The organism is Actinoallomurus acaciae (assembly GCF_042429965.1).
GTDB classification, from domain to species: Bacteria; Actinomycetota; Actinomycetes; order Streptosporangiales; family Streptosporangiaceae; genus Actinoallomurus; species Actinoallomurus acaciae.
On sequence record NZ_JBHLZP010000004.1, the window covers coordinates 1 to 23,202 of the forward strand.

24 protein-coding genes and 1 tRNA gene are annotated in these 23,202 nt (G+C 71.2%); 19 read left to right on the plus strand and 6 right to left on the minus strand.

Going from position 1 to position 23,202, the window contains the following annotated elements; genetic code table 11:
• Positions 1 to 18 precede the first annotated feature (18 nt).
• Positions 19 to 1,047 (plus strand): alpha/beta hydrolase, encoded by a 1,029-nt coding sequence (locus tag ACFFNX_RS01435; protein ID WP_378193987.1) that lies wholly within the window; start codon positions 19 to 21, stop codon positions 1,045 to 1,047.
• Between the two features lie 48 nt (positions 1,048 to 1,095).
• On the opposite strand, the gene ACFFNX_RS01440 is transcribed toward ACFFNX_RS01435, so the two are convergent.
• Positions 1,096 to 1,989, minus strand: coding sequence for an NADP-dependent oxidoreductase (locus tag ACFFNX_RS01440; protein WP_378193774.1), 894 nt, complete (start codon positions 1,987 to 1,989; stop codon positions 1,096 to 1,098).
• A 70-nt stretch (positions 1,990 to 2,059) separates the two neighbouring features.
• On the opposite strand from ACFFNX_RS01440, the gene ACFFNX_RS01445 reads away from it, so the two are divergent.
• From ACFFNX_RS01445 to ACFFNX_RS01465, 5 genes are all read left to right on the plus strand, one after another.
• Entirely contained in the window at positions 2,060 to 2,710 is a 651-nt protein-coding gene (locus ACFFNX_RS01445; protein WP_378193778.1) for a TetR/AcrR family transcriptional regulator, read from the plus strand.
• 29 nt (positions 2,711 to 2,739) lie between these two features.
• Positions 2,740 to 3,975, plus strand: a complete 1,236-nt coding sequence (locus tag ACFFNX_RS01450; protein ID WP_378193782.1) for a sensor histidine kinase — start codon at positions 2,740 to 2,742, stop codon at positions 3,973 to 3,975.
• Positions 3,976 to 3,984: 9 nt separating this feature from the next.
• Positions 3,985 to 4,692: a response regulator gene (locus ACFFNX_RS01455; RefSeq protein WP_378193786.1), complete on the plus strand. Its 708-nt coding sequence runs from the start codon at positions 3,985 to 3,987 to the stop codon at positions 4,690 to 4,692.
• Between the two features lie 81 nt (positions 4,693 to 4,773).
• Positions 4,774 to 5,721 (plus strand): fatty acid desaturase family protein, encoded by a 948-nt coding sequence (locus tag ACFFNX_RS01460; protein ID WP_378193789.1) that lies wholly within the window; start codon positions 4,774 to 4,776, stop codon positions 5,719 to 5,721.
• 269 nt (positions 5,722 to 5,990) lie between these two features.
• On the plus strand, positions 5,991 to 6,761 hold the full coding sequence (locus tag ACFFNX_RS01465) for an SDR family oxidoreductase (RefSeq protein ID WP_378193793.1): 771 nt from the start codon (positions 5,991 to 5,993) through the stop codon (positions 6,759 to 6,761).
• Positions 6,762 to 6,830: 69 nt separating this feature from the next.
• Here ACFFNX_RS01465 and ACFFNX_RS01470 read toward each other — a convergent pair whose 3' ends face one another.
• On the minus strand, positions 6,831 to 7,730 hold the full coding sequence (locus ACFFNX_RS01470; protein WP_378193795.1) for a LysR family transcriptional regulator: 900 nt from the start codon (positions 7,728 to 7,730) through the stop codon (positions 6,831 to 6,833).
• A 136-nt stretch (positions 7,731 to 7,866) separates the two neighbouring features.
• Here ACFFNX_RS01470 and ACFFNX_RS01475 point away from each other — a divergent pair, with 136 nt between their 5' ends.
• Positions 7,867 to 8,748 carry a hypothetical protein gene (locus tag ACFFNX_RS01475; protein WP_378193798.1) on the plus strand — a complete coding sequence of 294 codons (882 nt, stop codon included), beginning with the start codon at positions 7,867 to 7,869 and terminating at the stop codon, positions 8,746 to 8,748.
• 91 nt (positions 8,749 to 8,839) lie between these two features.
• Here ACFFNX_RS01475 and ACFFNX_RS01480 read toward each other — a convergent pair.
• Positions 8,840 to 8,913, minus strand: a tRNA-Met gene (locus ACFFNX_RS01480).
• Positions 8,914 to 9,379: 466 nt separating this feature from the next.
• Between ACFFNX_RS01480 and ACFFNX_RS01485 the strand changes: the two genes are divergently transcribed.
• The 6 genes from ACFFNX_RS01485 (at position 9,380) to ACFFNX_RS01510 (ending at position 14,974) form a co-directional block, all read left to right on the plus strand.
• On the plus strand, positions 9,380 to 11,056 hold the full coding sequence (locus tag ACFFNX_RS01485; protein WP_378193801.1) for a nitroreductase/quinone reductase family protein: 1,677 nt from the start codon (positions 9,380 to 9,382) through the stop codon (positions 11,054 to 11,056).
• Positions 11,057 to 11,156: 100 nt separating this feature from the next.
• A complete protein-coding gene (locus ACFFNX_RS01490; RefSeq protein ID WP_378193804.1) occupies positions 11,157 to 11,465 on the plus strand; it encodes a hypothetical protein in 309 nt (102 codons plus the stop codon).
• A gap of 155 nt (positions 11,466 to 11,620) precedes the next feature.
• On the plus strand, positions 11,621 to 12,322 hold the full coding sequence (locus ACFFNX_RS01495) for a DUF1453 domain-containing protein (RefSeq protein ID WP_378193807.1): 702 nt from the start codon (positions 11,621 to 11,623) through the stop codon (positions 12,320 to 12,322).
• Positions 12,323 to 12,354: 32 nt separating this feature from the next.
• The gene (locus tag ACFFNX_RS01500; RefSeq protein WP_378193810.1) at positions 12,355 to 13,554 is read left to right on the plus strand and encodes a sensor histidine kinase; all 1,200 of its coding nucleotides are present in this window, start codon (positions 12,355 to 12,357) and stop codon (positions 13,552 to 13,554) included.
• Entirely contained in the window at positions 13,551 to 14,216 is a 666-nt protein-coding gene (locus ACFFNX_RS01505; RefSeq protein WP_378193813.1) for a response regulator, read from the plus strand. The genes ACFFNX_RS01500 and ACFFNX_RS01505 overlap by 4 nt, the downstream gene beginning before the upstream one ends.
• 221 nt (positions 14,217 to 14,437) lie before the next feature.
• Positions 14,438 to 14,974 (plus strand): hypothetical protein, encoded by a 537-nt coding sequence (locus ACFFNX_RS01510; protein ID WP_378193815.1) that lies wholly within the window; start codon positions 14,438 to 14,440, stop codon positions 14,972 to 14,974.
• Between the two features lie 35 nt (positions 14,975 to 15,009).
• Here the strand turns inward: ACFFNX_RS01510 and ACFFNX_RS01515 are convergent, their stop codons facing one another.
• Complete coding sequence (locus tag ACFFNX_RS01515; protein WP_378193818.1) at positions 15,010 to 16,188, minus strand: serine hydrolase domain-containing protein; 1,179 nt, start codon at positions 16,186 to 16,188, stop codon at positions 15,010 to 15,012.
• A gap of 216 nt (positions 16,189 to 16,404) precedes the next feature.
• Between ACFFNX_RS01515 and ACFFNX_RS01520 the strand changes: the two genes are divergently transcribed.
• The 4 genes from ACFFNX_RS01520 to ACFFNX_RS01535 all read left to right on the plus strand — a co-directional run bounded on the left by ACFFNX_RS01520 (position 16,405) and on the right by ACFFNX_RS01535 (position 18,961).
• Entirely contained in the window at positions 16,405 to 17,112 is a 708-nt protein-coding gene (locus ACFFNX_RS01520) for a PQQ-binding-like beta-propeller repeat protein (protein ID WP_378193990.1), read from the plus strand.
• Positions 17,064 to 17,234: a hypothetical protein gene (locus tag ACFFNX_RS01525; protein ID WP_378193821.1), complete on the plus strand. Its 171-nt coding sequence runs from the start codon at positions 17,064 to 17,066 to the stop codon at positions 17,232 to 17,234. Before ACFFNX_RS01520 ends, ACFFNX_RS01525 begins: the two co-directional genes overlap by 49 nt.
• Before the next feature lie 117 nt (positions 17,235 to 17,351).
• Positions 17,352 to 17,951 carry an RNA polymerase sigma factor gene (locus ACFFNX_RS01530; RefSeq protein WP_378193824.1) on the plus strand — a complete coding sequence of 200 codons (600 nt, stop codon included), beginning with the start codon at positions 17,352 to 17,354 and terminating at the stop codon, positions 17,949 to 17,951.
• 2 nt (positions 17,952 to 17,953) lie between these two features.
• On the plus strand, positions 17,954 to 18,961 hold the full coding sequence (locus ACFFNX_RS01535; protein WP_378193827.1) for a CU044_5270 family protein: 1,008 nt from the start codon (positions 17,954 to 17,956) through the stop codon (positions 18,959 to 18,961).
• 16 nt (positions 18,962 to 18,977) lie between these two features.
• Here the strand turns inward: ACFFNX_RS01535 and ACFFNX_RS01540 are convergent, their stop codons facing one another.
• Positions 18,978 to 19,934: a LysR family transcriptional regulator gene (locus ACFFNX_RS01540; RefSeq protein ID WP_378193830.1), complete on the minus strand. Its 957-nt coding sequence runs from the start codon at positions 19,932 to 19,934 to the stop codon at positions 18,978 to 18,980.
• A 77-nt stretch (positions 19,935 to 20,011) separates the two neighbouring features.
• Between ACFFNX_RS01540 and ACFFNX_RS01545 the strand changes: the two genes are divergently transcribed.
• Together ACFFNX_RS01545 and ACFFNX_RS01550 are read left to right on the plus strand one after the other, a co-directional pair.
• Positions 20,012 to 20,893: a serine hydrolase gene (locus ACFFNX_RS01545; RefSeq protein ID WP_378193833.1), complete on the plus strand. Its 882-nt coding sequence runs from the start codon at positions 20,012 to 20,014 to the stop codon at positions 20,891 to 20,893.
• Positions 20,894 to 21,067: 174 nt separating this feature from the next.
• Positions 21,068 to 22,054, plus strand: a complete 987-nt coding sequence (locus ACFFNX_RS01550; RefSeq protein WP_378193836.1) for an MBL fold metallo-hydrolase — start codon at positions 21,068 to 21,070, stop codon at positions 22,052 to 22,054.
• A 36-nt stretch (positions 22,055 to 22,090) separates the two neighbouring features.
• Here the strand turns inward: ACFFNX_RS01550 and ACFFNX_RS01555 are convergent, their stop codons facing one another.
• Complete coding sequence (locus tag ACFFNX_RS01555; protein WP_378193839.1) at positions 22,091 to 23,149, minus strand: aldo/keto reductase; 1,059 nt, start codon at positions 23,147 to 23,149, stop codon at positions 22,091 to 22,093.
• Between the last annotated feature and the right edge of the window lie 53 nt (positions 23,150 to 23,202).

The window sequence follows — 23,202 nt, forward strand, 5'->3', positions numbered from 1 at the left end:
CTGCCGGGGCGGCGCGTCATGACCGGGCTCCGGCGCTCCCCGGCCGCCGAAGCGGTCGTCGTGGGGACGGCGCCGCCGTTCGACCCTGAGCTGGGCGCCGCGCTGGCGGCCCTGGGCGACGCGTCCAGAGAACGGCTCACTCCGGAGAACCTCACCGCCCAGCGAGAACGAGACGCCGCGAGCCGGCCCCGGCCCACCGCGGCCGAGCTGCGGGCCGACGGCCGCTTCGCCGTCGAGGAACTGAGCGTCCCCGGCGCCGAGGGGAGCCCGGACGTCACGCTGGTGTACGCGCGGCCCGCCGACGCCACCGGGATCCTGCCGGTGCTGTATTACATGCACGGTGGCGGGATGATGATGGGCAACGCCTGGTCCGTCCTGCCGAAGATCCTCCGCGACTGGTCCGCCCCGCTCGGCCTGGCCGTCGTGTCCGTGGAATACCGGCTGGCGCCGGAGACGCCCTATCCGGGGCCGCTGGACGACTGCCACGCGGGACTTCGGTGGACCGTCGGTCACGCGGACGAGCTCGGCATCGACGGCGAGCGCCTGATCATCGGAGGCAAGAGCGCCGGCGGCGGCCTCGCCGCGGCCCTGACTCTGCTCAACCGGGACCGGGGCGGACCGATGCCCATCGGGCAGCTCCTGCAGTGCCCGATGCTGGATGACCGCCTCGACACCCCCTCCGCCCGCCAGATGTCAGGCGTCGGGCTGTGGGACAGGTCCTCGACCGCCGTCGCCTGGCAGGCTTACCTGGGCGACAGGTACGGGCTCCCGGACCTGCCGCCCTACGCCGCCCCCGCCCGCGCCACCGACCTGAGCGGGCTGCCGCCCGCCTACATCGACGTCGGCTCGGCGGAGACCTTCCGCGACGAGAACGTCGCCTATGCCCACGCGATCTGGTGTGCCGGCGGCGACGCCGAACTCCACGTCTGGCCCGGCGCCTTCCACGGCTTCGACTCCGTCGCCCCCGCCGCGGCCCTCACTCGCGAAGCCCGCCACGCCCGGACCCGGTGGCTCGGCCGCGTACTCGCGCGGTCCCGCCGAGGATGACCCGCCGATCCTCGCGCCGCCGGGAGAGCGCATGTCTCGGGAAACGGCTCAGACGAGCACGACCCGGCGCCCGCGCGTGTGACCGGCGTGGCTGTCGATGTGCGCCGCCGCGGCCTCGGCGAGTGTGTACGACCTCTCGATCGGGATGTGGAGCCTTCCCCGTGAGATGAGGTCGGCGGCCTCGGCGAGCGCTTCCGGCACGCTCCCGGCCACGCCGGAGAAGCGGGCGCCGAGCTCCGGCGCGCCGAGATCGGCGATGGAGATCACCTTCTGCGGATCCCCGGTCAGCTCGACGAGCTCGCGGATCACGCCCGAGCCGGCCAGATCGAGAGCCGCGTCGACACGGCCGAGCCGCCGCACCCGGTCGACCCAGCCCTCTCCGTACGTCGTGGCGACGGCGCCCAGGCTCCGCAGATAGTCCTGGTTCGCGGCCCCGGCCGTACCGATCACCGTGACGCCGCGGTCGCGGGCGATCTGCAGCACCGCCGATCCGACGCCCCCGGACGCGCCGCTGACCAGCAGCGTCTGTCCGGACCGCACACCGGACTGGCGGATGATGCGCAGCGCGGTCTCCACGACGGAGGGGTACCCGGCCGCCGCTTCGAACGTCAGCCCCTCGGGCATGCGGGCCCAGGCCGACAGCACGGCGAACTCGGCATAGGTGCTCGTGCCTTCGCCGAACACAGGGTCGCCGACCTCGGCCCCTTCGACGCCCTCGCCGACCTCGTCCACCACCCCGGAGGCGTCCTGCCCGACTCCGGCGGGCAACTCGATCGGATGGACCTTCTGGAACTGGCCTTCGCGGATCCTCCAGTCGACGGGGTTCACACCCGCCGCCCGTACGGCGATGCGCACCTGACCGGGGCCCGCGTGGGGCTCCTCGGCGTCCACGAGTCGCAGCACGTCCGGACCGCCGAACTCGGCGAAGCTCACTCTCCTCATGCGGCCGACCGTAACACTAACCGTTAGCTTTTAAAAACCGGTACGCATTTGTACCTGATAGTGTTAGGGGATGACCGTGCCGCCCGGACGCCGTGAGCGTAAGAAGGCCGCGACCCGCCAGAAGATCGCCGACGCCGCCCTGCGGCTCTTCCTGGAGCGCGGGTACGACGCGGTGGGCATCCGTGACGTGGCCGCCGAGGCCGACGTGGCCGTCACCACGCTCTTCTCCCACTTCGCCTCGAAAGAGGCCCTGGTGTTCGAGCAGGACGAAGACTTCGAGCACCGCCTCACGCAGGCGGTCACCGGCCGGGCGCCGCACGAGCCGCTCATCCCTGCGCTGCGCCGCGAGATCCAGGCCCTGGTACGACATTGCGCGGTGGACAGCGCCGCCCCGATCTGGCGCATGGTCGACGAGTCGCCTGCCCTGCGGGAGTACGAGGAGACGATGAGGCTGCGCCATGCGGAGTCGCTGGCGGCGGCCATCGCCGCCGATCCCGGCCGGTCAGCGACCACAACGGCCTGCCGGACGATCGCGAGGTTCGCGATCGACGCCTATTCGCTGGCCCGTGAGGCGGCCGACCCGGAGGCGGCGGTGGACGAGATCTTCCAGATGATCGAGGCGGCCTGGGAGGTCGCCTGCCGAGCGAGCCGTCGCCAGGCCGCGGCCGAAGGCGTGAGTGACGCGTCGGCCGATATCGGCATTGCCTTCCCGGCGCGCTGAGCGCGGGCCCGGACGCCTACCCTCGGAGGGTGACTGACGACGCGGCTCTGGTGGGAGCGCTGATCGACGCCGTGCTCCGAGCACCGGCGCGGGCGCGGCGCCGATGGCGCTGGCAGCGGGGGCCGGTCTGGCCGGCGGTCGTGACGGCGATCCTGGGCGCCATGGCGATCGGGTTCAGCGCGGGCGCCATCGCGATCATGATCGTGTCCATGCACGTCAACGCCAACCTGGCCGCGCTGCTCGGCCTGGCGCAGGCGGCGCCGCTGGCCGGGGCCGGGCGCTGGCCGCTCGGCTCGTGGCGGATCATGGCCCTGGGGATGGTCGCGGGCAACCTGTCCATCAGGTCCACCGGCGGGATCTGGCCGTGGCCGGTGACCACGTGGCTGGCCATGCTGGTCGTGCTGTTCCAGGTCGGGGTCTGCTGTGAGCGGCGGATCTCGGCCGCCGTAGGCATGATCACCGCGGTGGTCGTGGTGCTGCCCGCGGTGCCGGTCTCCGGGATGCCGTTCTGGTTCGCGCTGATCCTGTGTGGGATCAGCGCGTTCGTCTTGATCTTCGCCGACGCGCTGAGCGGCCGGTACGCCGCCGAGGCCCGACTGGCCGAGCAGGCGGCGCTGCACGAGCGCGACCGGGCACGGCAGGCCGTCCTGGAGGAGCGCGCCCGCATCGCCCGCGAGTTGCACGACGTCGTCGCCCATCACATGTCGGTGATCGTGTTGCAGGCCGAGGCGGCGCCGTACAAGATCCACGATCTGCCCGACGCGGCGCTGGGCAAGTTCGTCCTGATCCGGGACGCGGCACGGGAGGCACTGGCCGAGACCAGGCGGGTGGTGGGTCTGCTCCGCGAGGAGGACGAGACGGCCGAGCGGCTGCCACAGCCCGGGCTGGAACGCCTGGACGAGGTGGTCGAGCGCGCCCGCCACGCCGGGCTGGTCGTGGACACGCGTGTCGACGGGATGCCGCGACGGCTGCCGACCGGGGTCGATCTGTCCGCGTTCCGGATCGTGCAGGAGGCACTGAGCAACGCCTGCCGGTACGCGCCGGGCTCGCGGGTGCAGGTACGGGTGCAGTACGGCGCGCGGGCGCTGACGGTTCAGGTCAGCGACGACGGCTCTGCGGGCGAGGTGGCCTCGGAGCCGGGCGGCGGCCACGGCCTCGTCGGCGTGCGCGAGCGGGTCACCATGCTCGGTGGCACCCTCACCGCAGGGCCATCCGGCGACGGCTTTTCGGTCGTCGCGGAGCTACCGTACGCCAGGTCCGAATAGGGTCATGTCATGACGATCCGCGTGCTGATCGCCGACGACCAGGAGATGATCCGGGACGGGCTGGTCTCCCTGCTGTCCGCCGCCCCGGACATCGAGGTGGTGGGGGAGGCGGCGAACGGCCGGGAGGCCGTCGAGCTGACCCGCAGCCTGGTGCCCGACGTCGTGGTCATGGACATCAGGATGCCGGAGATGGACGGCCTCGCCGCGACCGCTGAGATCATGCGCGACCGGGATCCGGATACCCCGGGCCCGCGTGTGCTGGTGCTGACGACGTTCGACCTCGACGAGTACGTCTACGAGGCGCTCGGCACCGGAGCCAGCGGATTCCTGCTGAAGGACGCCCCCGCCGCGGACCTGATCACCGGCGTACGCGTGGTCGCCGCCGGCGACGCGCTGCTCGCGCCCTCGGTGACACGGCGGGTGATCGGTGACTTCGCACGCAGGCGCCGCCACGAACGGCCGAGGCAGGACGCGCTGGCCGGGCTCACTCCGCGCGAGGGCGACGTGCTGCGGCTGTTGGCGCGCGGGCTGTCCAACGCGGAGATCGCGGGCGAGTTGTACCTGGCCGAGCAGACCGTCAAGTCCCACGTGGGCAACGTGCTCACCAAGCTCTCCCTGCGCGATCGTACACAGGCCGTCGTCTACGCGTACGAGAACGGCCTCGCCGGCCGGGACCCGATACCTGAGGGGGATAGGGGCACCCCTCCCTGCGGGTGAGGCGCTCTAGAACGCCGTGCCCCTAACGTCGCGGACATGGTGCAGACCATCACCGCCGCACGCGGTAGCGATTACGCGAGATTGTCCCGTCTGGTTCGAGAGCGCGGATTGCTGCGCCGCAGACCCGGCTACTACACGATGAAGATGATCGTCGACGCCGTGCTGTTCGCGGGCGGGTGGGCGGCGTTCGCCGTGGTGGGCGACTCGTGGTGGCAGCTCGCGGTCGCCGCGTACCTGGGACTGATGTGGACGCACATCGCATTCCTCGGCCACGACATCGGGCACCACCAGGTGTTCGCCAAGCGCCGTGCCGTCACGGTCGCCGGCCTGATCTGCGGCAACCTGGCGATCGGGGTGAGCCGAGGCTGGTGGGTGGACAAGCACAACCGGCACCACAGCCACCCCAACCACGTCGGCCAGGACCCGGACATCGGTGACGGCGTCATCGTCTGGACGCCGGAGCAGGCCGCACGGCGGAGCGGCTTCGCACGCGCGTTCGCGCGTCTGCAGGGATGGCTGTTCTTCCCGCTGCTGCTGCTCGAAGGCCTGAACCTGCACGTGTCCAGCATCAGGGCCATGTCGCGGCGACGCTGGGCCGAGGCGGTGGCGCTGGCCATACACGGCGCCGCATACCTGGGCGTGCTGTTCTGGGTGCTGCCTCCTGGCAAGGCGATCGTGTTCCTGCTGGTGCACAAGGCGGTGTGGGGGCTGTACATGGGCGCCACTTTCGCGCCGAACCACAAGGGCATGCCCATCTTCGGTGAGGACGAGAAGATCGACTTCCTCCGGAGGCAGGTGCTGACGTCCCGCAACGTGAGCGGCGGGCGGCTGACCGCCTTCGTACTCGGCGGGTTGAACTACCAGGTCGAGCACCACCTGTTCCCGTCGATGCCCCGGCCCGCGCTACGCCGCGCCCAGCCGGTCGTCCGTGACTACTGCCTCGAACACGGCATCACCTACACCGAGACCGGCTTGATCGAGTCGTACCGGATCGCACTCCGGCACCTCGACGAGGTCGGCGCGCACTAGGGCCTCGGGAAAGACGAGACCGCCCCACCCTCCGAAGAGGTGTGGGGCGGGAGCCGAACCAGCGACCTTTGGGCTATGAGCCCAGCAAGCCCGGGCGCCATAGGAATCTCCTATGGCGCCTGCTGACACTTCGTCTTTGCCTCGTGTTCTTTTCCGGCCGTACCGTGAAACGGCTCGACGAGGTGCTCACCGCGATTTCTTCGAAAATTCGCGCTCTGCGCGCGTTTATTCGTCGAGCGGACGAACACGCGATCGAGAGGACCGGTGGCATGACCACGATCGAGAGTGAATGGGAAACGCGGGAGCTCGCGGGAAGGCGGGCCTTGGTCACGGGCGGTTCTCGCGGAATCGGCGCGGCCGTCGTGCGCCGGCTCCTGGACGCGGGCGCCGAGGTGCTCACGACTGCCAGGTCGGCGACGAGCACGGTGCCGGAGGGGGCCACGTTCGTGGCGGCCGACGTACGGACACGGGCTGGAGCGGAGGCCCTCGCGGCGGCCGCTCAGGAGACGTTCGGCGGGGTGGACGTCCTGGTCCACAACGTGGGTGGGGCACGACCGTTCACAGGCGCCTTGGCCATCCCCGACGAAGAGTGGCAGGACGCGCTGGACCTGAACCTCCTGGCGGCGGTGCGGCTGGACTCGCTGCTGGTCCCGGGGATGCGGGAACGGCGTTCGGGGGCGATCGTGCACGTCTCCTCAGCCGCGGTCCCCGCCGCGATCCCGCAGTTCCTGCACTACGAGGCGGCGAAGGCGGGGCTGGAGAACTACAGCAGGGGACTGGCCTCGGAATCGGCCCCGTACGGAATCCGGGTCAACACCGTGAGCCCCGGCAGGGTCGCCACGCCCGGCGGCGAGGCGACGCGGGAGCAGTGGGCGCGCCTGGACGAGGGCACGGGCCAGGACAGCGCCACCGTGCCGCTGGGGCGCGATGGCCGGCCCGACGACATCGCCGACGCGGTGCTGTTCCTCGTGTCCGGCCGGGCGAGCTGGCTGACCGGAAGCAATCTCTTCGTGGACGGCGGCGAATTCCCCAGGGGCTGACGCCGGCGGCATTTCGGAATTCCGGTTTCGGCACAAAGAATTCGGTGGTGCCGATCTCGTTCTCAGCCGTCAGGACACCGGTGAAAGAGAAACGGACTCGCACCAGCTCTCCTGGCGCAGGAGTTCGAGCAGGGCCGTCTCCGCAGGGCCCGCCCCGGGCCGGACCGCGGCGACGACGGGCTGGGACACGACCGGGAACACCGGGCGTACGAGGTGGCAATGACCGTCGGGCACCGCGGAGGCCGGGACGAGCGTCACCCCCAGCCCGTGGGCGGCCCAGCGTACGGCCGTCGACGTCTGGGATACGCGGGCGACCGTGGTCGGGGTCAGCCCGTTGTCCCGCAGCACGTCCCGCAGCACGCCGTCGAGCGCGCTGTCGCGGTCGAAGCGCACCCACGGCTCCCGCCCCAGTTCGCGCAGTTCGACCCGGTCCGCGGCGAGCCGTGGGTGCCCGGCGCCCAGCACCACGACGAACTCCTCGTCGCCGAGGTGGTGGCCTTCGTACAGGCCCTCCTCGCACGGCGAGGCCATCAGGGCGAGGTCCAGCACGCCTCGGCGCGCCAGCCGCTCCAGCTCGGCGGGGTTCGGTTCCTCGAAGACGGTGACCTCCAGCCGTGGGAAGAGGCGGCGCAGGGCGCCCAGCGCGCCCGGCAGCTGCCGCGTGCCCAGTCCCATCTGCGCCGCCACCACCAGCTCGCCCACCAGATCGTCGGCACCGGCCCGCGCCGTCGCCCTCGCTCGTCGCGCCGCGCTCACCGCGACCTCCGCCTCCCGCAGGAACGCGCGGCCGACCACGGTGGGCACCAGTCCGGTCGGCGTGCGGGCGAACAGTCTCACGCCGAGCTCCCGCTCCAGGCCACGGATCTGCTGGGACATCGACGGCTGGGCGACATGCAGCAGCTCTGCCGCCGCCGTCACCGAGCCCTCCTCGGCAACGGCCAGGGCGTACTCGAACTGACGAAGGCTCATCGGCTCCCGTCCCCTCCCTGCGATGGACCGCGGTCCGCCTCGCTGTAATCGTGGTAACAGTGTAAGCATCACACCGTCGTTCGGACGGGCGAGTACGGTCGGATGGATCCGGATCCGATCGACGCACGACGATGGGGTGACGCCCAAGGTGTCTGAAACGCGCGTTCCGGAACCCGAACCTCTCATTCAGAGCGTGGCTCAAGCGGGCGCGGTGCGATCGACCATTTACCCGCTGAAGCCCAACGGGCGCGGCTGGGCGGGAATCGCGGCGTTCTGGCTTTTCCTGCCCGTCGCGGTTCTCGTGATATCGCTCGGGGCGCTGGTGCCCTTCTTCATCATGCTGGGTATCGCGACTCTGGGCGTGTGCCCTCCCGTTCTCGTGCTGACGCGGACGCGAATCCGGGTATGCCGGCACGGCCTGATCGTCGATTCGGTGCCGGGGAGGTCGCGCCGCTTCTTCATCCCTTACTCGACCATCGACAGCGACAGCGCGATGGTGCATCCGATCCCGAGCCGGGGAGGTGCCTACCGGTACAAGCCGCTGACCGCGGCCACGAGGCGATACCCCTGGCCAGGGCTGGACCGCTTCGTGCTCGCCGCCTGTCCGCTGCGGCCCAAGATCTCTGTTGGCCCGCCGTACGGCCAGCCGCTCAACATCTGGGGGGCTCCGTACAGCCGGCATGGAATATCGTTCCGTGCACTCCACCCGGTTTTCGCGAGCCCGTGGTGGCGTGCGCGGCCGGCCGTCCGGGACCACCCGCCCCGCGCGCAGTGGGTGCTGGGGACTCTGCGGGTGCTCCTCGACCGGCCCGAACTGCGGCCGGTGCTCGTGTTCAACGACCAGCCGGTGATGCGCTGGATGTTCGGCACGGACCGGCCGGAGGATCTGCTGCGAGAGATCGAGACGGCGATGGTCGCGAGCGGCATCGCGGGGGCCGCCGGACTCGCCGCCCGCGCCATGGCCAATCCCTACGACCGCCCGCCCCGGGATATCCCGGACGACCCGCAGTTGTGGTGAGATCCGCACCCGACCGGGATGCATCTGATCTCGGGAAAGACGAAACCGCCCCACCCTCTGGAGAGGTGTGGGGCGGCGTTGTTCCGGTGAGTGGCGCGAGCCGGATTTGAACCAGCGACCTCTGGGTTATGAGCCCAGCGAGCTACCGAACTGCTCCATCGCGCTGCACCCGACGATACCGCAAATGATCACGAAACGCAGCCCGGTCGCGCGCCGCCCGAGCCGGGCGCGATCGCTCGGTTGATCTTCCGAGGGCGTGGGGACTCATGGCTCCTTGACGCTCGGCGCGGGTCTTGCGTTGAATGTAGGCCGGTGCCGCGTGGCGTACGCAAGAGTGCCCCGACAGAGGACGGCGGGCCAGACCGCGTACGAGTGGGCGAGCACCGGAAGAGCCCGAAGGGGATGATGCAGGTGGCCGTCTACCGCATGGATCGCGCCTAGCCGCATCCGACGCCGTTCGCGTCGTTCCTGGTCTGCGCCCTGAGCGCCGTTTCGAACGCGTCCCGACATTCGCGCCCGTCGTTGCCTTTCGCTGCTTTCTTGTTCCGTGCCGTTCGTCGAACGGGCGCGCGATCACCCCCCATTCATTCGTCGTTCTTTTTGGCATGCCGTAAATCGGCAAAGGAGAGTTTTGACCACTTTCAACCAACAGATCATCGAGGAGTTCCGTGCCGGCCACGGGCGTGTGGGCGGCATGTTCGAGGGGGCCCGGCTGGTCCTGCTCACCACGACGGGCGCGCGTACCGGCCGCCCCCACACCACCCCCGTCGGCTTCCTCCCCGACCCCGGCAGACTCCTGGTGATCGCGTCGGCGGGCGGCGCGGACCGGCATCCGGCCTGGTACCACAATCTGGTGGCGAATCCGCGCGTCACCGTCGAGACCGGCCCGTTCACGCTGGAGGCCGACGCCGTCGCGGTCGAAGGGGCCGAGCGCGAGGAGATCTGGGCGCGCGCCGTCGAGTCCGACCCGGGCTGGGCCCGGTACCAGCGCAAGACCGCGCGGGTCATTCCGATCGTCGCGCTGCGACCGGTGCGGATGAGCTACGCCGACCTGCCCGAGGGCGACCTCCTCCAGGTCGTGCACGACGCGTTCCGGCGCGACCTACGGCTGATCCGCGACGAGGTCGCCCAGGGGCGCGTGCTGGGCGCGCAACTGCGGATCAACTGCCTGATGTTCTGCGGCGGAATGGAGCACCATCACCAGAACGAGGACGGCGACCTGTTCCCGTACCTGCGCCGACGCCGTCCGGACCTGGCACCGATCCTGGACCGCCTGCACGAACAGCATCAGGTCCTCGCCGGGCTGTTGAACGATCTGCGGGAGACGGTCGCGTCCGGCGACCCGGCGGCCGCCGTCGACCGCCTGGCAACGGAGATCGAGGCGCACCTGGACGAGGAGGAGGCACGGCTCGTCCCGGTGCTGAACGCTCTGCGAAGGGCGGACGGCCGCCTGACGACCAACCGCGTCACCGGCCCCGACACCTTCGACACCGTGCTGGCCGGCATGAGCGCGGGCCCGCCGCAGCTGCCGCCGGGCGTCGAGACCACCGAGCCGTTCGCGCTGCCGGTGCCGGGCCGCTGGGCGAACGCCTCGGACCGTACGCCCGGGGAGGCGGGTGTCGTGCTGTACGTGCACGGCGGCGGCTTCGAGCAGCGCAACCCCGAGTTCGAGCACCCGATGGCCGGCCACCTGTCGAAGGCGGCGGGCCGTCCGGCGTTCAACGTGGACTACTCGCTGGCCCCCGAACACGCCTTCCCGGTCGCGCACGACGAGGTGGTCACCGCGTACCGCGCGCTGCTGGCCGAGGGCGTACCGGCCGGGCGGACGGTCCTGTTCGGCGAGTCGGCGGGCGCCACGCTCGCGCTGGAGACGCTCCTCACGCTGCGGGCGGAGGGCGTGCCGCTCCCGGGCGCGGTGGTGGCGGTCTCGGCGATCACGGACTTCACGTTGACGAACCCGTCGATCGACGCTCCGGCGGGCCGGGACGTCGTCGGCCGGGAGGTCGTCGAACACGTCGTCGGCCAGTACCTGAACGGGCGGCCGAACGACGGGGCGCCGCAGTCGCCCATCCACGGCGACCTGACGGGCCTGCCGCGCATGCTCCTGGCGGTGGGCGGCGACGAGGCCCTGCTGGACGACTCCCGGCGCTACGCCGAGGCGGCGGCCGACGCAGGTGTCGAGGTCACGCTGGACATCTACGACGGCATGCCGCACGCGTTCCACCTCGCGGTCCTGCCGGACCCGCGGCCCCCGGTGGGCGCCGTCTTCCTGGAGCGCCTGTCCGCCTGGCTCGGCCAGGACCGGTAGCGCGAACGCGGCGACCGGCGGGACACCTTCGCCGGTCGCCGCGGGTGCCGGGAAGCGAACCGCGGCTTATGCGAGCCGGCTCGCCGACCGGGTGCCGGCGATGGACCACCGCCGCGTCGCGAGCGCCGGGGAGCGGGTGTCCGCTCTCTGTGACGAGTACGCCGCGCTCCTTCGGGACGGAGCGGCTCCGCCCAGGGCCGAAGCGGTGATCTTTCGAGCGATCACGCTGCTGCCAGGCGTGACGTTGAAGAAGAACGCGGTGGACCTGGAGGGCCGGAAGGCCATCGCGATCAAAGACCACACCGGTCACGCCCTCGACGGAACCTGGACCGTCAAGAAGGGCGGCGTGCTGAATCTCCAGGTGCGCACCGCCTCCAGAACCGTCGACAAGCCGGGACGGACATCCTGACCGGTCCCCGCCGGCGAACTCGCCGCCTTCGGCCGCCGACCCGGGTGGAGCCGGATGTCCACCCGGGATACGGCGGATGACGCACGACGACGGGCCGCCGGCTTTCTAACGTCGACGGCGTCCAGCTGAAGTGTCCCGTGGAGGAGGTGGGATCGGTGAGCGGTCCCGTCGAGATCATTCTGATCATCGGTGCGGTCGGCTACGTCCTGGCCCGCCGGCTGCTCGGCGAGCCCGCCGAGGCCAAGCGCATGCTGCTGCTTCCCGCCGTGCTCGCGGTGGTCGGGTTCATCGATCTGGCCAAGGTGTCCCAGTCTCCGGTGTCCATCGGGTTCCTCGTCGGCTCCACGGCGCTGAGCCTGGTGCTGGGCCTGCTGCGCGGCGCGAGCATCCGCGTGTTCGACCGGGATGGCATCGTCTACCTGCGCTACACGGCCACGACCGTCGTGTTGTGGGGGATCAACCTCGCGGCGAGGTTCGGTGCGAGCGTCGTGCTGGGCATGGTGGACCCGTCCGCCGACCATGCGGGCGGCAGCGGGCTGATGTTCACGCTCGGCGCCGGCATGGTGGTGGAGGGGCTGGCCGTGCTGTCCAAGGCGATGCGCACCGAGGGCCGGGTCATGTGGGCGAAGGGGCGCGACGGCGCACCGCACACGATGTCGCCCCTGCTGGACGGGTTGCAGGAGAAGGTGCGTACCACCGACTGGTCCCGGACACGCCGTCCGCGCCGGCGGGGTGGCCTCACGGCGCTGATCGAGGACGTGCGCGACCTCGACTTCCGGCAGCCGGGCAACGGACCGCGACCGAACGGCAGCGGCTCGTCCGAAGATCAGGCGCGGAACGACCCGTACCGTCGATGATCACGATCGGCGGAGGCGGACAATGTCCGGCGATGGACGCCGAACCTGACGACACACGCCCGGCCGGGGGTCCCACCGACGACGCGCCGGCGGGACCCCCGGCGCGGTTCGCCGACGAACTGATCCGCCCGTTCGTCATCGGGACCCTCTCGGTACTCACCCTGATTCAGTTCGCCGAGCGCCCGCCGGTCCGGATCGCCTGGCTCACCTGGGGCTTTGCGGTGGTCGCCATCGCCGCGGGGGCCGCGACGTCGGTCCTGCCCTGGCGTCGCCTGCCGGGCTGGACGCGGACGACGCTGGTGTCGGTGTTCATGGCCGCCGGAGCGGTGTCGTTCTCGCTGGCGAAGGACACGGCGGCCCCGGGATTGGTCTTCCTCGCCTCCGTCACCGCCGGAGAGAAACTGGCCTCCCGGCGGGCCGCGTTCACCATCGTCGGGGCCGGGACCGTCGCCACGGCCACCGTGAACTGGGTCGCCACCGCTCTGCACCTGCCGCACGAGTCGCCGTGGTGGTTCTCGCTCACCGTGGGCGTGCCCCTCTACGTCGGCCTCGCGCGCCGGGAGCGGGCCGACGCGCTGGCGGCCTCCGACCTCGCCGCCCGGCAGAGCCGGCGCGCGGCCGCGTCCGAGGCTCGGGAGGCCGCGCTGGAGGAACGCGGGCGCATCGCCCGGGAGATCCACGACGTGCTCGGGCACGCCTTGTCCGGCATCGCCGTCCAGTTGGACATGGCCGACGCCCTGCACGCCGGGGGCCGTGACCAGGACGCCAACGAGGCCGTACGGCGAGCACGGGCCCTGGCGGTGTCGGGGATCGGGGAGACCCGCCGCGCGATCCACGCGCTGCGCGAGGACACGTTGCCGCTTCCTGAGACCATCGCTCGGATCGCGCACGGGAGCACGGCCGGATTCCGGCTCCAGGGTGAGCCCGGCGAGGTTCGGGTCGAGGTCGCCCAGGCCGTCATCCGCACCGCGCAGGAGGCGATCACCAACGCACATCGGCACGCGCCCGGCGCCCAGGTGAACCTGCTGCTCGACTACACCGACCGGCTGATCCGGCTCACCGTCACCGACACCGGAACGGCCGATCCCGGCGCCCGGCCCGACCGCTCCGGCAGCGGGATGGGGCTGGTCGGGATGCGCGAACGTGCCGGTCTCCTCGGGGGCACTCTGTACGCTGGCCCCGCCGAACCGCCCGCCCCGGGCTGGACAGTGCGATTGGAGTTGCCGCGATGACCGCGATCCGGCTGTTGGTCGTCGACGACCAGGCCGCGATCCGGGACGCGCTCGCGGTCATGCTCGACCTCGACCCGGACATCGCCGTCGTCGGCACCGCCGCCAACGGCGAGGAGGCGGTCGCCGCGGTCGACGAGCACGACCCGCAGGTCGTGCTCATGGACCTGCACATGCCGGTCATGGGCGGGGTCGAGGCCACCGGCCGGATCCGGGCCGCCCGGCCCGGCCTGCCGGTCGTCGTGCTGACCACGTTCGAGGACGACGAGTCCATCCTCGCCGCGCTGCGCGCCGGCGCCCGCGGCTACCTCACGAAGGACGCGGACCGGACGAAGATCGTCCAGGCCGTGCGCGGCGCACACGCCGGGCAGGCGGTCCTCGACCCCGAGGTGCAGTCGCGGCTGCTCACCCTCGCCACCCGCGCCCCCGCGCCCGACCCGGCCACGGCCGTGCCGCTGACCGCGCGCGAACGGGAGATCCTCGACCTCATCGGCCAGGGCCTGCGCAACAACGAGATCGCCCGGCGTCTCTACATCACCGAGGCGACCGTGAAGACCCACATCAACAACCTGTTCGCCAAGGCGGATCTGCACTCTCGCGCGGAGGCCGTACGGCTGGCCCTCACCCTCGCCGGGAGCAGGCGGGAGGACGGACGCTCGGTCTGACCCCGCGCCGTACGGCGTCCGTCAGAAGAAGAACCTGTCATCGCCGAGCGGATCACGCAGGCTCGGCCCGGCGCATCGGCCGGGTGGAGTTCGGGTGGAGGGATCCGGGCTCGCCCGGCCTCCACCCCATCTCGGTCTCCCACCCGATGTGGGGAACACGCTCGAATTCCTACATTTGCGGCCATCGCAGAACGAAATCGCGAACCTGAAAGGCCGCAGCCATGGACGTGGGCGTATGGATTTTGAATCTGGCCGTACTCCTCATCGTGCTGGAATCCGACATCGGCACGCGGAAAGTCACCCGAATCCGCGTGCTCCGCCCGATCATCAGCGCCGCGGCCATCGTGCCGTTCTTCATCGCCCAACTCGCCACCAGCGGGTACGGCCTGCTGCTGGAGATCGCCGGCATCGCCGCCGGGCTGCTGACAGGGCTGCTGGCCAGCGCCTTCATGTCCGTACACGAAGGCGTGGCCAAGGGCCGCCGCTGCGCCAGATCCCGCGCCGGGATCGGTTACGCACTGACGTGGACCGCCGTGGTCGGCGCACGCCTGGCCTTCTCCTACGGCAGCACGCACGTTTTCGGCCGGCGTCTCGGCGAATGGATGGCCGCCCATTCCGTCTCCCCGGACGCGCTCACCGACGCCCTGATCTTCATGGCAGTGATCATGATGCTCACCCGTACGGTCCTGCTCCAGCTCAAGGCCAGGGCGGCACTGGCCCGCCCCCGGCCGGCCGAGGCCCCGCTGCCGGCCCGGTGAGTGAATCGTGCACCTGACCCGGGCATGGGGGCCGTTCAGCGAGTGCCGCAGAAGGCGGTGCCGACCGTCTGCTGGATCGCGTCCAGGATCTGCGTGGTGTGGGGGTCGGAGAGGTCGCGCAGGGTCACGGACAGGGTGACGCCCCGATGGCCGTCGGCGGTGTGCCAGCTCTGGCTGCCGTAGCCGACGATGCCTCCGTCGTAGCCCCAGACCGTGACGCCGCACGGGAGTCGCATGCCGTCGATGCCCAGCCCGTCGGCCTCCTCCGCCGGGCCGCCGTCGGGATTCGGGACCGTCTTCTTCATCTCGGCGAGCCACGCCGCGGGCAGCAGCCGGCCGCCGAGCAGCGCGGCGTAGAACCGGTCGAGGTCGCCGGTGGTGGAGATCATCGCGCCCGCGGATCCCGCGATCGAGGGGTTCATGCGGGTGATGTCCAGGGCCCGGCCGTCGATCGCCATGTATCCGTGCGCGTGCGGGCCGGGGATGTCGGGGTCGCCGTAGGGCACGGTCGTGTCGTGCAGCTCCAAGGGCCGCACGATCCGGCGGGTGATCTCGTCCTGCCAGGACCGGCCGGTGACCCTTTCGACGATGAGACCGGCCAGCACGTAGTTCGTGTTCGAGTAGTGCCAGCCCTTGCCGGGCGGGAAGTACCGCGGAAGCGCGACGCCGCTGCGGGCGAGCTGTTCGGCCGGGAACGTGTGGTACCGCACCTTCTCCAGGAACTCCCGGCCGGCCGTCGGATAGGTCGTGGCGTCGTCGAGGTAATCGGCGATCCCGGAGGTGTGGTTCAGGAGCTGCCGCAGCGTGATGTGCCGCCCGCCGGGCACCAGGCCGGGCAGGTACCGCTCGACCGGGTCGTCCAGGCCCACCCTTCCCTGCGCGGCGAGTTGGAGCAGGACCGTCGCGGTGAACGTCTTGGTGATGCTCCCGATCCGGAAGCGTCCCTGCCGGGGCACCGGTCGCGTGCCACCCAGCCGGGCGTGCCCGCTCACTCCCCGCCATCGGCCGTCGGCGCCGATCACTTCGGCCTGCGCGCCCACCGCCCCCGCGGTCGCCACCGCGTCCAGCGACCGCTGCAACCGCCCTCCCGGGACCGGCGATTCCGGCGCCCGGCCGCCTGCGGCACGGGCCGAAGTGATCGGCATCGCCAGCGCGGCCAGGCAGGCCGCCCACACGGTCACGGTCCGCCACGGGGTCTTCGCGCGTGCGTCCATCAGGCACCTCCGGTGAGTACGTCGAATGTCACGCACCACTCCACGCCCGCGCGGCCCGCGGCGGCGTCACCAGCCGGGGGCAACCTGGGATTCCCCTGGCAGGGTGATGACATCGCCCGAACGGATACGGCAGCGAGAGCGGTCGCCCTTTTCCGCTCCTGATCGTCGATTCGACGTACTGTCAATCGCGGTGGGTTCTGGGGAGCGGTCCTGGAGATCGGGAAGGGGCTCGCCGAGGTCGGCAGCGCCTGGCTCAGCAGGAACAACCCGGCCGCTCCGAGTCCCGTCGTCGCGGGCGGCAACCTCTACGGCTGGAACAGCCGCAACGTGCTGTGCTGCTGGGACGCCCTGACCGGCGGCATACGGTGGCAGGCCGGCGAGGACACCGGCGGCCCTCAGGTGCTCCCGGCGCCGGCCGTCGCCGACGGGGTGGTCATCGTCACCGATCTGGAGCAGATTCGCGGCCACGCCGTCGCGACCGGAGCCGTGCTCTGGTCGCAGACGCTGCCCGGCAACGGGTCGACGGTGCTCCCGCAGGGCGGCGTGGCGTACGTCGTCGACGCCACCGGCATCCTCGGCGCCCACCGGATCCAGGACGGGCGCCGGCTCTGGCAGACCTTGCTGGTCCAACGGGAGAACGGGCAGCGCATCGACCCGATCACGCCGTGCTCCGACGGTCGTACGCTCTACGGCGCCGGCGACTTCGGCGTCTCCGCCATCGACCCGGCGTCCCGTCGCCTGCTGTGGAACCAGGGTCAGGACGAGGTGACCGGTGGCGTCCCGGTCGTGTCCGGCGGTTATCTCTACACGACCGGCGACGGCGGCGTCCTCGACCTGACGACGCCGAGCGGGCGCGCGAGTACATCCTCGATCCGGTGTACCGCGCCGCCGCGCAGGCCCAGATCGTCCTCCTCGATCAGGTGATCGCCGCGCTGGAGAGCGCGCCGTACGCCGCCGCTCGCCCACCGCCGCGTGCGGTCTCGCCGATGGCGTCAGCCCTCGAACGCGCCACCGCGCTCGAACACGAGTCCGGCGGCGATCACTGACGACACGAGGTGCGTACCGTCATGCCCACGGCGTGAACCCGGGTCGGCCCTTCGGCCAAGGAGATGGTGACAGAACCCGGTGCCCGTACGGCGGGCCTGACGAATGGACACCCCTCTATGGCCGTGGCACCGCCAGGAACGGAGGCCGCGTCGTCGACAGGAGACGATGACGCGAGCCTGATCGAGCGGTCGAGGAGCGAGCCCGAACTCTTCGCGGCGATCTTCGATCGCCATGCCGGCCCGCTGCGCGGATATGTGGCGCGTCGCCTCGGGCCGGACGCCGCCGACGACATCGTCGCCGACACCTTTCTCATCGCCTTCCGCCGCCGGGGCGGCTACGACCTCTCGCGTACGGACGCGGGGCCGTGGCTGTACGGCATCGCGACCAACCTGATCGGCGAACGACGGCGCGCCGAGGTACGGATGTACCGCGCGTACGCCCGGTCCGGGACCGACCCGGCCGTGGAGGGGCACGCCGACCAGGTGGCCGAGTCGGTCTCCGCCGAGGCGGAGGGTACCCGGCTGGCCGCGGCGCTCGCGTCGCTGAAGAAACGGGACCGCGACGCGCTGCTCCTCTTCACCTGGGGCGACCTGTCGTACGAGGAGGTCGCTCGCGCACTCGACGTCCCGATCGGCACGGTGCGCTCACGCCTCAACCGGGCCCGCCGGAAACTGCGCGCGGCTCTGGGCTCTCCTACTTCGACGAGTGAGGACTGACCATGAACGAACTGGACACGTTGCGGCGGATGCGGGCGTCACTGGCCGAGTCCGAGTCCGAGCCGGTACGGCTTGCCGGCGTCCGGTCCCAGGTGACCGCGCGGTTCGGCGAACGGGGCCCGCGCGTCCGGCTGCCACGCATGGGCGTACGGATCGTGGCGGTCGGCGCCCTGGCCGTCACGATCGCGGCCGGGGTGACCGTGGCCCAGAACCTCGGGGGCGTGGAGGACAACGGTCATCGCCGTACGGTCCTGCCGGGCCTGCCCGCCGACCCGGTCGCCAACGCCGCGCAGGCGCTGGACCGGGCCGCCGCGGCCGCCGACTCCCGTCCGTTCACCCCGCCACGGCCCGACCAGTGGATCTACACCGAGATCCGGCTTCGAACGACCGTCAAAGAGAGTGGGGGGGTGACGGGCGGTCCGTACCGGACGATCGTCATGCGCGCCTGGAAGCGGGCCGACGGTAAGAAGAGCGCCAGGATCGAGAACGGCCAGGTCAAGATCTTCAACGAGTTCGGCAGGACGATTCCGCCCGAGGACTATCCGTCGCTGGCGGCACTTCCCACCGACCCGGACGCGCTGCTCCGATGGGTCTACGCGCAGAACGGTGAGAAGCCGGGCTCGGAGGGGGGTTACCAGCTGGCGTTCCAGACGCTGAGGGTGATTCTCAGGGAGAACCTCCTGCCCCCGCGGACGGAGGCGGCGATCTTCCGGGCCATGAAGAAACTCCCGGGCGTGACCTTGGTGGACAACTCCGCCGACGCCGCCGGCCGGCCGGCGATCGCGCTCGGCCGGATCGCCGAAGGCTGGCTCCACGAAGAGGTGATGCTCGATCCGAAGTCCTATGCCTACCTGGGGGAGAGAACCATCTCGATCAAGGGCCACACGTTCAAGGGGGTCGGCGACAACCCCAAGGCGTTGGCCGGGTACGTGAAGAAGGGCGTCCTGCAGAACCTGATGGTCCGGACCGCCGCCGGGATCGTCGACGAACCGGGACAGCGCACCTCCTGAGCAGGCCGGGCCTCGGTCACCGGTTCGCGGTGTAGACCACCGACCACGGCCGGGACATGACGGGAGCGACGGGCGGAGACGGAACGTGGTCGGCGGCGACGACGTTCGCGGCGATCGACGCGAACCTCGGCGCCGCCGGGTGCGCCGTGTCGGCGGGCCAGGCGGCCGACACGCTCCGCAGCAGGGGACGGTCCGCCAGCGGGCGCCACGCCACACGCGGCTCGCGACGGGCCATCGCCTCCTGCTCGAACGCGACGCCGTGCCCGCCGAGCACCAGGCCGAGCAGGAACTCCGGGTTGCGGGCGTGCCGCAGCGCCGACGGCGTGAAGCCGTGCTTCCGGCAGACCTCCAGCACGTGGTCGTGCCAGCCGGGTGCCGTCGCCCGCGGGGCGAGGATGAGGCCGTGGCCGGCGAGGTCGCCGAACTCGACCTCGCGGAGCCGCGCCAGCGGTGACGCGCGGGGCAGGACGACTCCCAGCGGCACGTCGACGGCCGGGCCGAACCGCAGGTCGGCGGCCTCCACCGGATGGTGCACCAGGCCGACGTCGAGGTGGCCCGAGGCGAGCAGGCGCAGTTGCTCGGCGGTCGTCAGCTCCTGCAGGTCGACGTCGAGTTCGGGGACCTCTTCGTCGAGCCGGCGGGACAGTGCCTGCAGCGACACCGCGGGCGTCTCCGGTGGGACGCCGGCGCGCAGCGTGCCGAGCGTGCCGTCGGCGGCCTTCCGCATCAGCGTGCGCAGCCGTTGCTCGCGGGCCAGCAGATCCCGCGCCTCGTCGAGGAGGAGGCGACCGGCGGTCGTCAGCTCCGCCCGGCGCCGGGACCGGTCGAACAGCGTGACGCCGAGCTCCCGTTCGAGCCGCTGGATCGACTGGCTGAGCGGCGGCTGGGCGATGCCGATGATCTCCGCGGCCCGGCCGAAATGGAGTTCTTCGGCCGTGACGATGAAGTACCGCAGATGCCGCGACAGGTCCACGCCGCCACGATAGGCGATCGCGTATGGGAGGCGCCGGGGCGGTACGGCGGCCGGCGCCGCGGCGCTACGGTGAGCGGGTGCGGACGGAGGATCTCATCGCCCGGACGTTCACCTCGGTGGGCGTCACCGCCGGGCTCCACGTGGTCGACGTCGACGACGACCGGCAGGTCGGCGTCGAGCCCGACGAGCAGGTCGTCATCGCGTCGGTGTTCAAGATCCTGCTCGTGCTGGAGTTCGCCCGGCAGGTCGCCGCGGGCCAGATCGACCCGACCGAGCGTCTCCTCGTACGCGCCGAGGACCGGCTCGGCGGCTGGGGCATGGCGGGATGCGCCGACGATGTCGAGGCGTCGCTGCGCGACCTCGCCTACTTCGCGATGTCGATCAGCGACAACACGGCCGCCGACCTGCTCATGCGCCGGATCGGCCCGGACACCCTCCCGCTGCTCGCGGGCGAGCTCGGTATGACGCGCACCCGGGTGACCGGCGGGCCGCGGGAGCATCTCGCGTCGGTGTTCGCCGACGTCGGCGCGCGGACCGAGGCGGAGTTCGCCGAGATCTTCCCGACTCTTCCGGCGGAGCGCGTACGGGCGCTGCGCGTGTTCGACCCGGAGCGCACGACCTCGAGCACTCCGCGGGACATCACCCGGCTGCTGAGCCTCATCTGGCGCGACGAGGCCGGTCCGCAGGCGGCGTGCGCCATGGTCCGAGAGCTGATGAGGCACCAGGTCTTCTGGACCCGCATCCCCAGCGGCTTCCCGCCCGCGGTGCGCGTCGCCGCGAAGACCGGCAGTCTGCCCGGCCTGCACAACGAGGCGGGAGTGGCCGAGTATCCCGACGGACGCCGGTACGCCATCGCGATCTTCGCGCGGACCGAACGGCTCAACCCGCGCCGCATCGACGTCGATCTGGCGATGGGGGAGGCCGCCCGCACCGCCGTCGAGGCGCTGCGCGCGCCATGACCCGCGACGGCGGCGAAATGACGCGCGTTCGTCGGCGGCCCGCACCCGCGCCGACGTGCTCTCATATTCGTTCTCCTATGCGCGGTCCGTCTCGCTGATCTTGGACGCGGCCGGTGGACCGATGGTCGAATGCGGCCTGATCAGCATGCGCCCATCACAAGGGGGAGATTCAGCGTGTCCGGACAGCGAGTCGACCGGCGGCGTTTCCTGCGAAGCGCGACCGTCGGAGCCACCGTCGTGTCGGTGGCGAGCGCGGGAGCGTACGCGGCATCGGCGACCGACGAGAAGCGGGCGGCGGTGACCGGCGCGACCGGCACGAGCGCGGCCGCGACGTTCCGCTGGTTCGGAACGGCGGGGTGGAGGATCGACATCGGGTCGCGGACTCTGCTCGTCGATCCGTACCTCAGCCGGTACGAGACCGGCATGTTCACCGGGTCGTTCGATCCGGCGACCAGGCTGACGGTGGCCACCGGGACCGTCGACCAGCACATCGGCAAGCCGGAGACGGTCCTGGTGACCCACTCGCACTGGGACCACTTCAACGACGTGCCGTACATCGCCCAGCAGACCGGCGCGCGGGTCATCGGCACGATGACGACCTACAACCTGGCGCTGGCCTCCGACGTCCCCTCCGGCCAGGTCGGGCTGGTCAAGGGCGGCGAGGTGCTCGACTTCGGCTCCTACACCGTCGAGGTCATCGCCTCCCTGCACAGCCGCAACTCGGCGTACTCGGTCGCGCTGCCGGGCGTGCGGCTCGCCCGGCCGGAGAAGCCGCGGACCGTGGCCGACCTGCCCGAAGGCGACACCCTCGCCTACCAGGTGAGGGTCAAGAACGGCCCCTCGGTGTTCTTCATGGGCGGCAGCGACTTCGTCGAACGCAATGTGACCGGCCTGTCGCCGGATGTCGCGATGATCGCGATGCAGGCCAGCGACGCGACCCACGCGTACGCCGAGCGGATCATCACGGCCCTGGGCCGGCCCTCGGTCGTCGTCCCGGTCCACTGGGACGACTTCGAGACCGAGCTGACGAACCCCCCGAAACCCGATCCCACGGTCAAGCCGCACCTCGACGCCTTCGTCGCGACGGTACGGAAGGTCAGCCCGCGCACCAAGGTCGTACTCCCGCGCTACCTCACGCCGTACCGCTTCCAGGCCGGATGATCGCATCCACCTCGTCGGATAGTGCGCCGCGCTCGGCTAGAAGTTCTCGATCCGGGCGCCGCCGGAGGCGAGGCCGCGGATGATGGGCCGGGCCAGGACCTCGTGCGGGAAGCCGAGCGCGATGGCGCTGGCCCCTTCCAGGTCGGCGAGCTGGCCTTCGGTGAAGCGCACGTCGAGCGCGCCGAGGTTCTCCTCAAGCTGCGCGGGCGTGCGGGCCCCCATGAGCGGCGCCGTCACCGCCGGGTCGAGCAGAGTCCAGGCGAGCGCGACCTGCGCCGGCGTACGGCCCAGTTCGGCGGCGACGTCTCGTACCACGTCGGCGATGGCCAGGCCGCGTTCGGTCAGCGACCCGGCTTCGTGGGCGAAGTCCTTGCGCGTTCCCCCGAGGTCGTCCATGCCGCCTTCGCGCGCCAGGTCGGCGTGGGTGTACTTGCCGGTCAGGACGCCGTTGCCCAGCGGCGACCACGGGACGACGCCCAGGCCCATCTCGCGTGCCATGGGGATGAGGTCGCGTTCGGAGGTCCGCTCGAGCAGGCTGTACTCGACCTGCAGTGCGATCAACGGCGCCCACCCGCGCAGGTCCGCGATCGTCTGCATGCGGGAGACCTGCCAGGCGGGGGTGTCGGAGATGCCGACGTAGAGGATCTTGCCCGCGCGGACGAGGTCGTCGAGCCCGCGCAGCACCTCCTCGACCGGCGTCGTGCCGTCCCAGACGTGAAGGTAGAGCAGGTCGAGGTAGTCGGTGCCCAGCCGGCGCAGGCTGTCCTCGACCGAGGCGACCATGCTCTTGCGATGGTTGCCGCCGGAGTTCGGATCGCCCGGACGCCCGGCCATGGTGTATTTGGTGGCCAGCACCAGGCGGTCACGATCGTCGCCGGCGAACTCGCCGAGCAGCCGTTCGGCCGTCCCGTTGTTGTACACACCGGCCGTGTCGAAGAAGTTGCCACCCCGGTCGACGTAGGCGTCGAAGATCCGGCGGGCCTCGGCCTTGTCCGCGCCGAACCCCCACTCGGTCCCGAATGTCATCGTGCCCAGGGCTAATGGCGACACGCGCAGACCGGATCGTCCCAGCAGACGGTAGGTGTCGAGTTCCACGTTTCTCTCCTTAGGGGGCTGTTCGGGAATTTCAGCATCGCTCAATTAGTCGT

Bases quoted from the DNA above. Each gene is read 5' to 3' on its own strand.
- ACFFNX_RS01435 (WP_378193987.1), top strand. From the start codon at position 19: ATGACCGGGCTCCGGCGCTCCCCGGCCGCCGAAGCGGTCGTCGTGGGG.
- ACFFNX_RS01440 (WP_378193774.1), bottom strand. From the start codon at position 1,989: ATGAGGAGAGTGAGCTTCGCCGAGTTCGGCGGTCCGGACGTGCTGCGA.
- ACFFNX_RS01445 (WP_378193778.1), top strand. From the start codon at position 2,060: ATGACCGTGCCGCCCGGACGCCGTGAGCGTAAGAAGGCCGCGACCCGC.
- ACFFNX_RS01455 (WP_378193786.1), top strand. From the start codon at position 3,985: ATGACGATCCGCGTGCTGATCGCCGACGACCAGGAGATGATCCGGGAC.
- ACFFNX_RS01465 (WP_378193793.1), top strand. From the start codon at position 5,991: ATGACCACGATCGAGAGTGAATGGGAAACGCGGGAGCTCGCGGGAAGG.
- ACFFNX_RS01470 (WP_378193795.1), bottom strand. From the start codon at position 7,730: ATGAGCCTTCGTCAGTTCGAGTACGCCCTGGCCGTTGCCGAGGAGGGC.
- ACFFNX_RS01490 (WP_378193804.1), top strand. From the start codon at position 11,157: ATGGACCACCGCCGCGTCGCGAGCGCCGGGGAGCGGGTGTCCGCTCTC.
- ACFFNX_RS01500 (WP_378193810.1), top strand. From the start codon at position 12,355: ATGGACGCCGAACCTGACGACACACGCCCGGCCGGGGGTCCCACCGAC.
- ACFFNX_RS01505 (WP_378193813.1), top strand. From the start codon at position 13,551: ATGACCGCGATCCGGCTGTTGGTCGTCGACGACCAGGCCGCGATCCGG.
- ACFFNX_RS01510 (WP_378193815.1), top strand. From the start codon at position 14,438: ATGGACGTGGGCGTATGGATTTTGAATCTGGCCGTACTCCTCATCGTG.
- ACFFNX_RS01515 (WP_378193818.1), bottom strand. From the start codon at position 16,188: ATGGACGCACGCGCGAAGACCCCGTGGCGGACCGTGACCGTGTGGGCG.
- ACFFNX_RS01530 (WP_378193824.1), top strand. From the start codon at position 17,352: ATGGCCGTGGCACCGCCAGGAACGGAGGCCGCGTCGTCGACAGGAGAC.
- ACFFNX_RS01535 (WP_378193827.1), top strand. From the start codon at position 17,954: ATGAACGAACTGGACACGTTGCGGCGGATGCGGGCGTCACTGGCCGAG.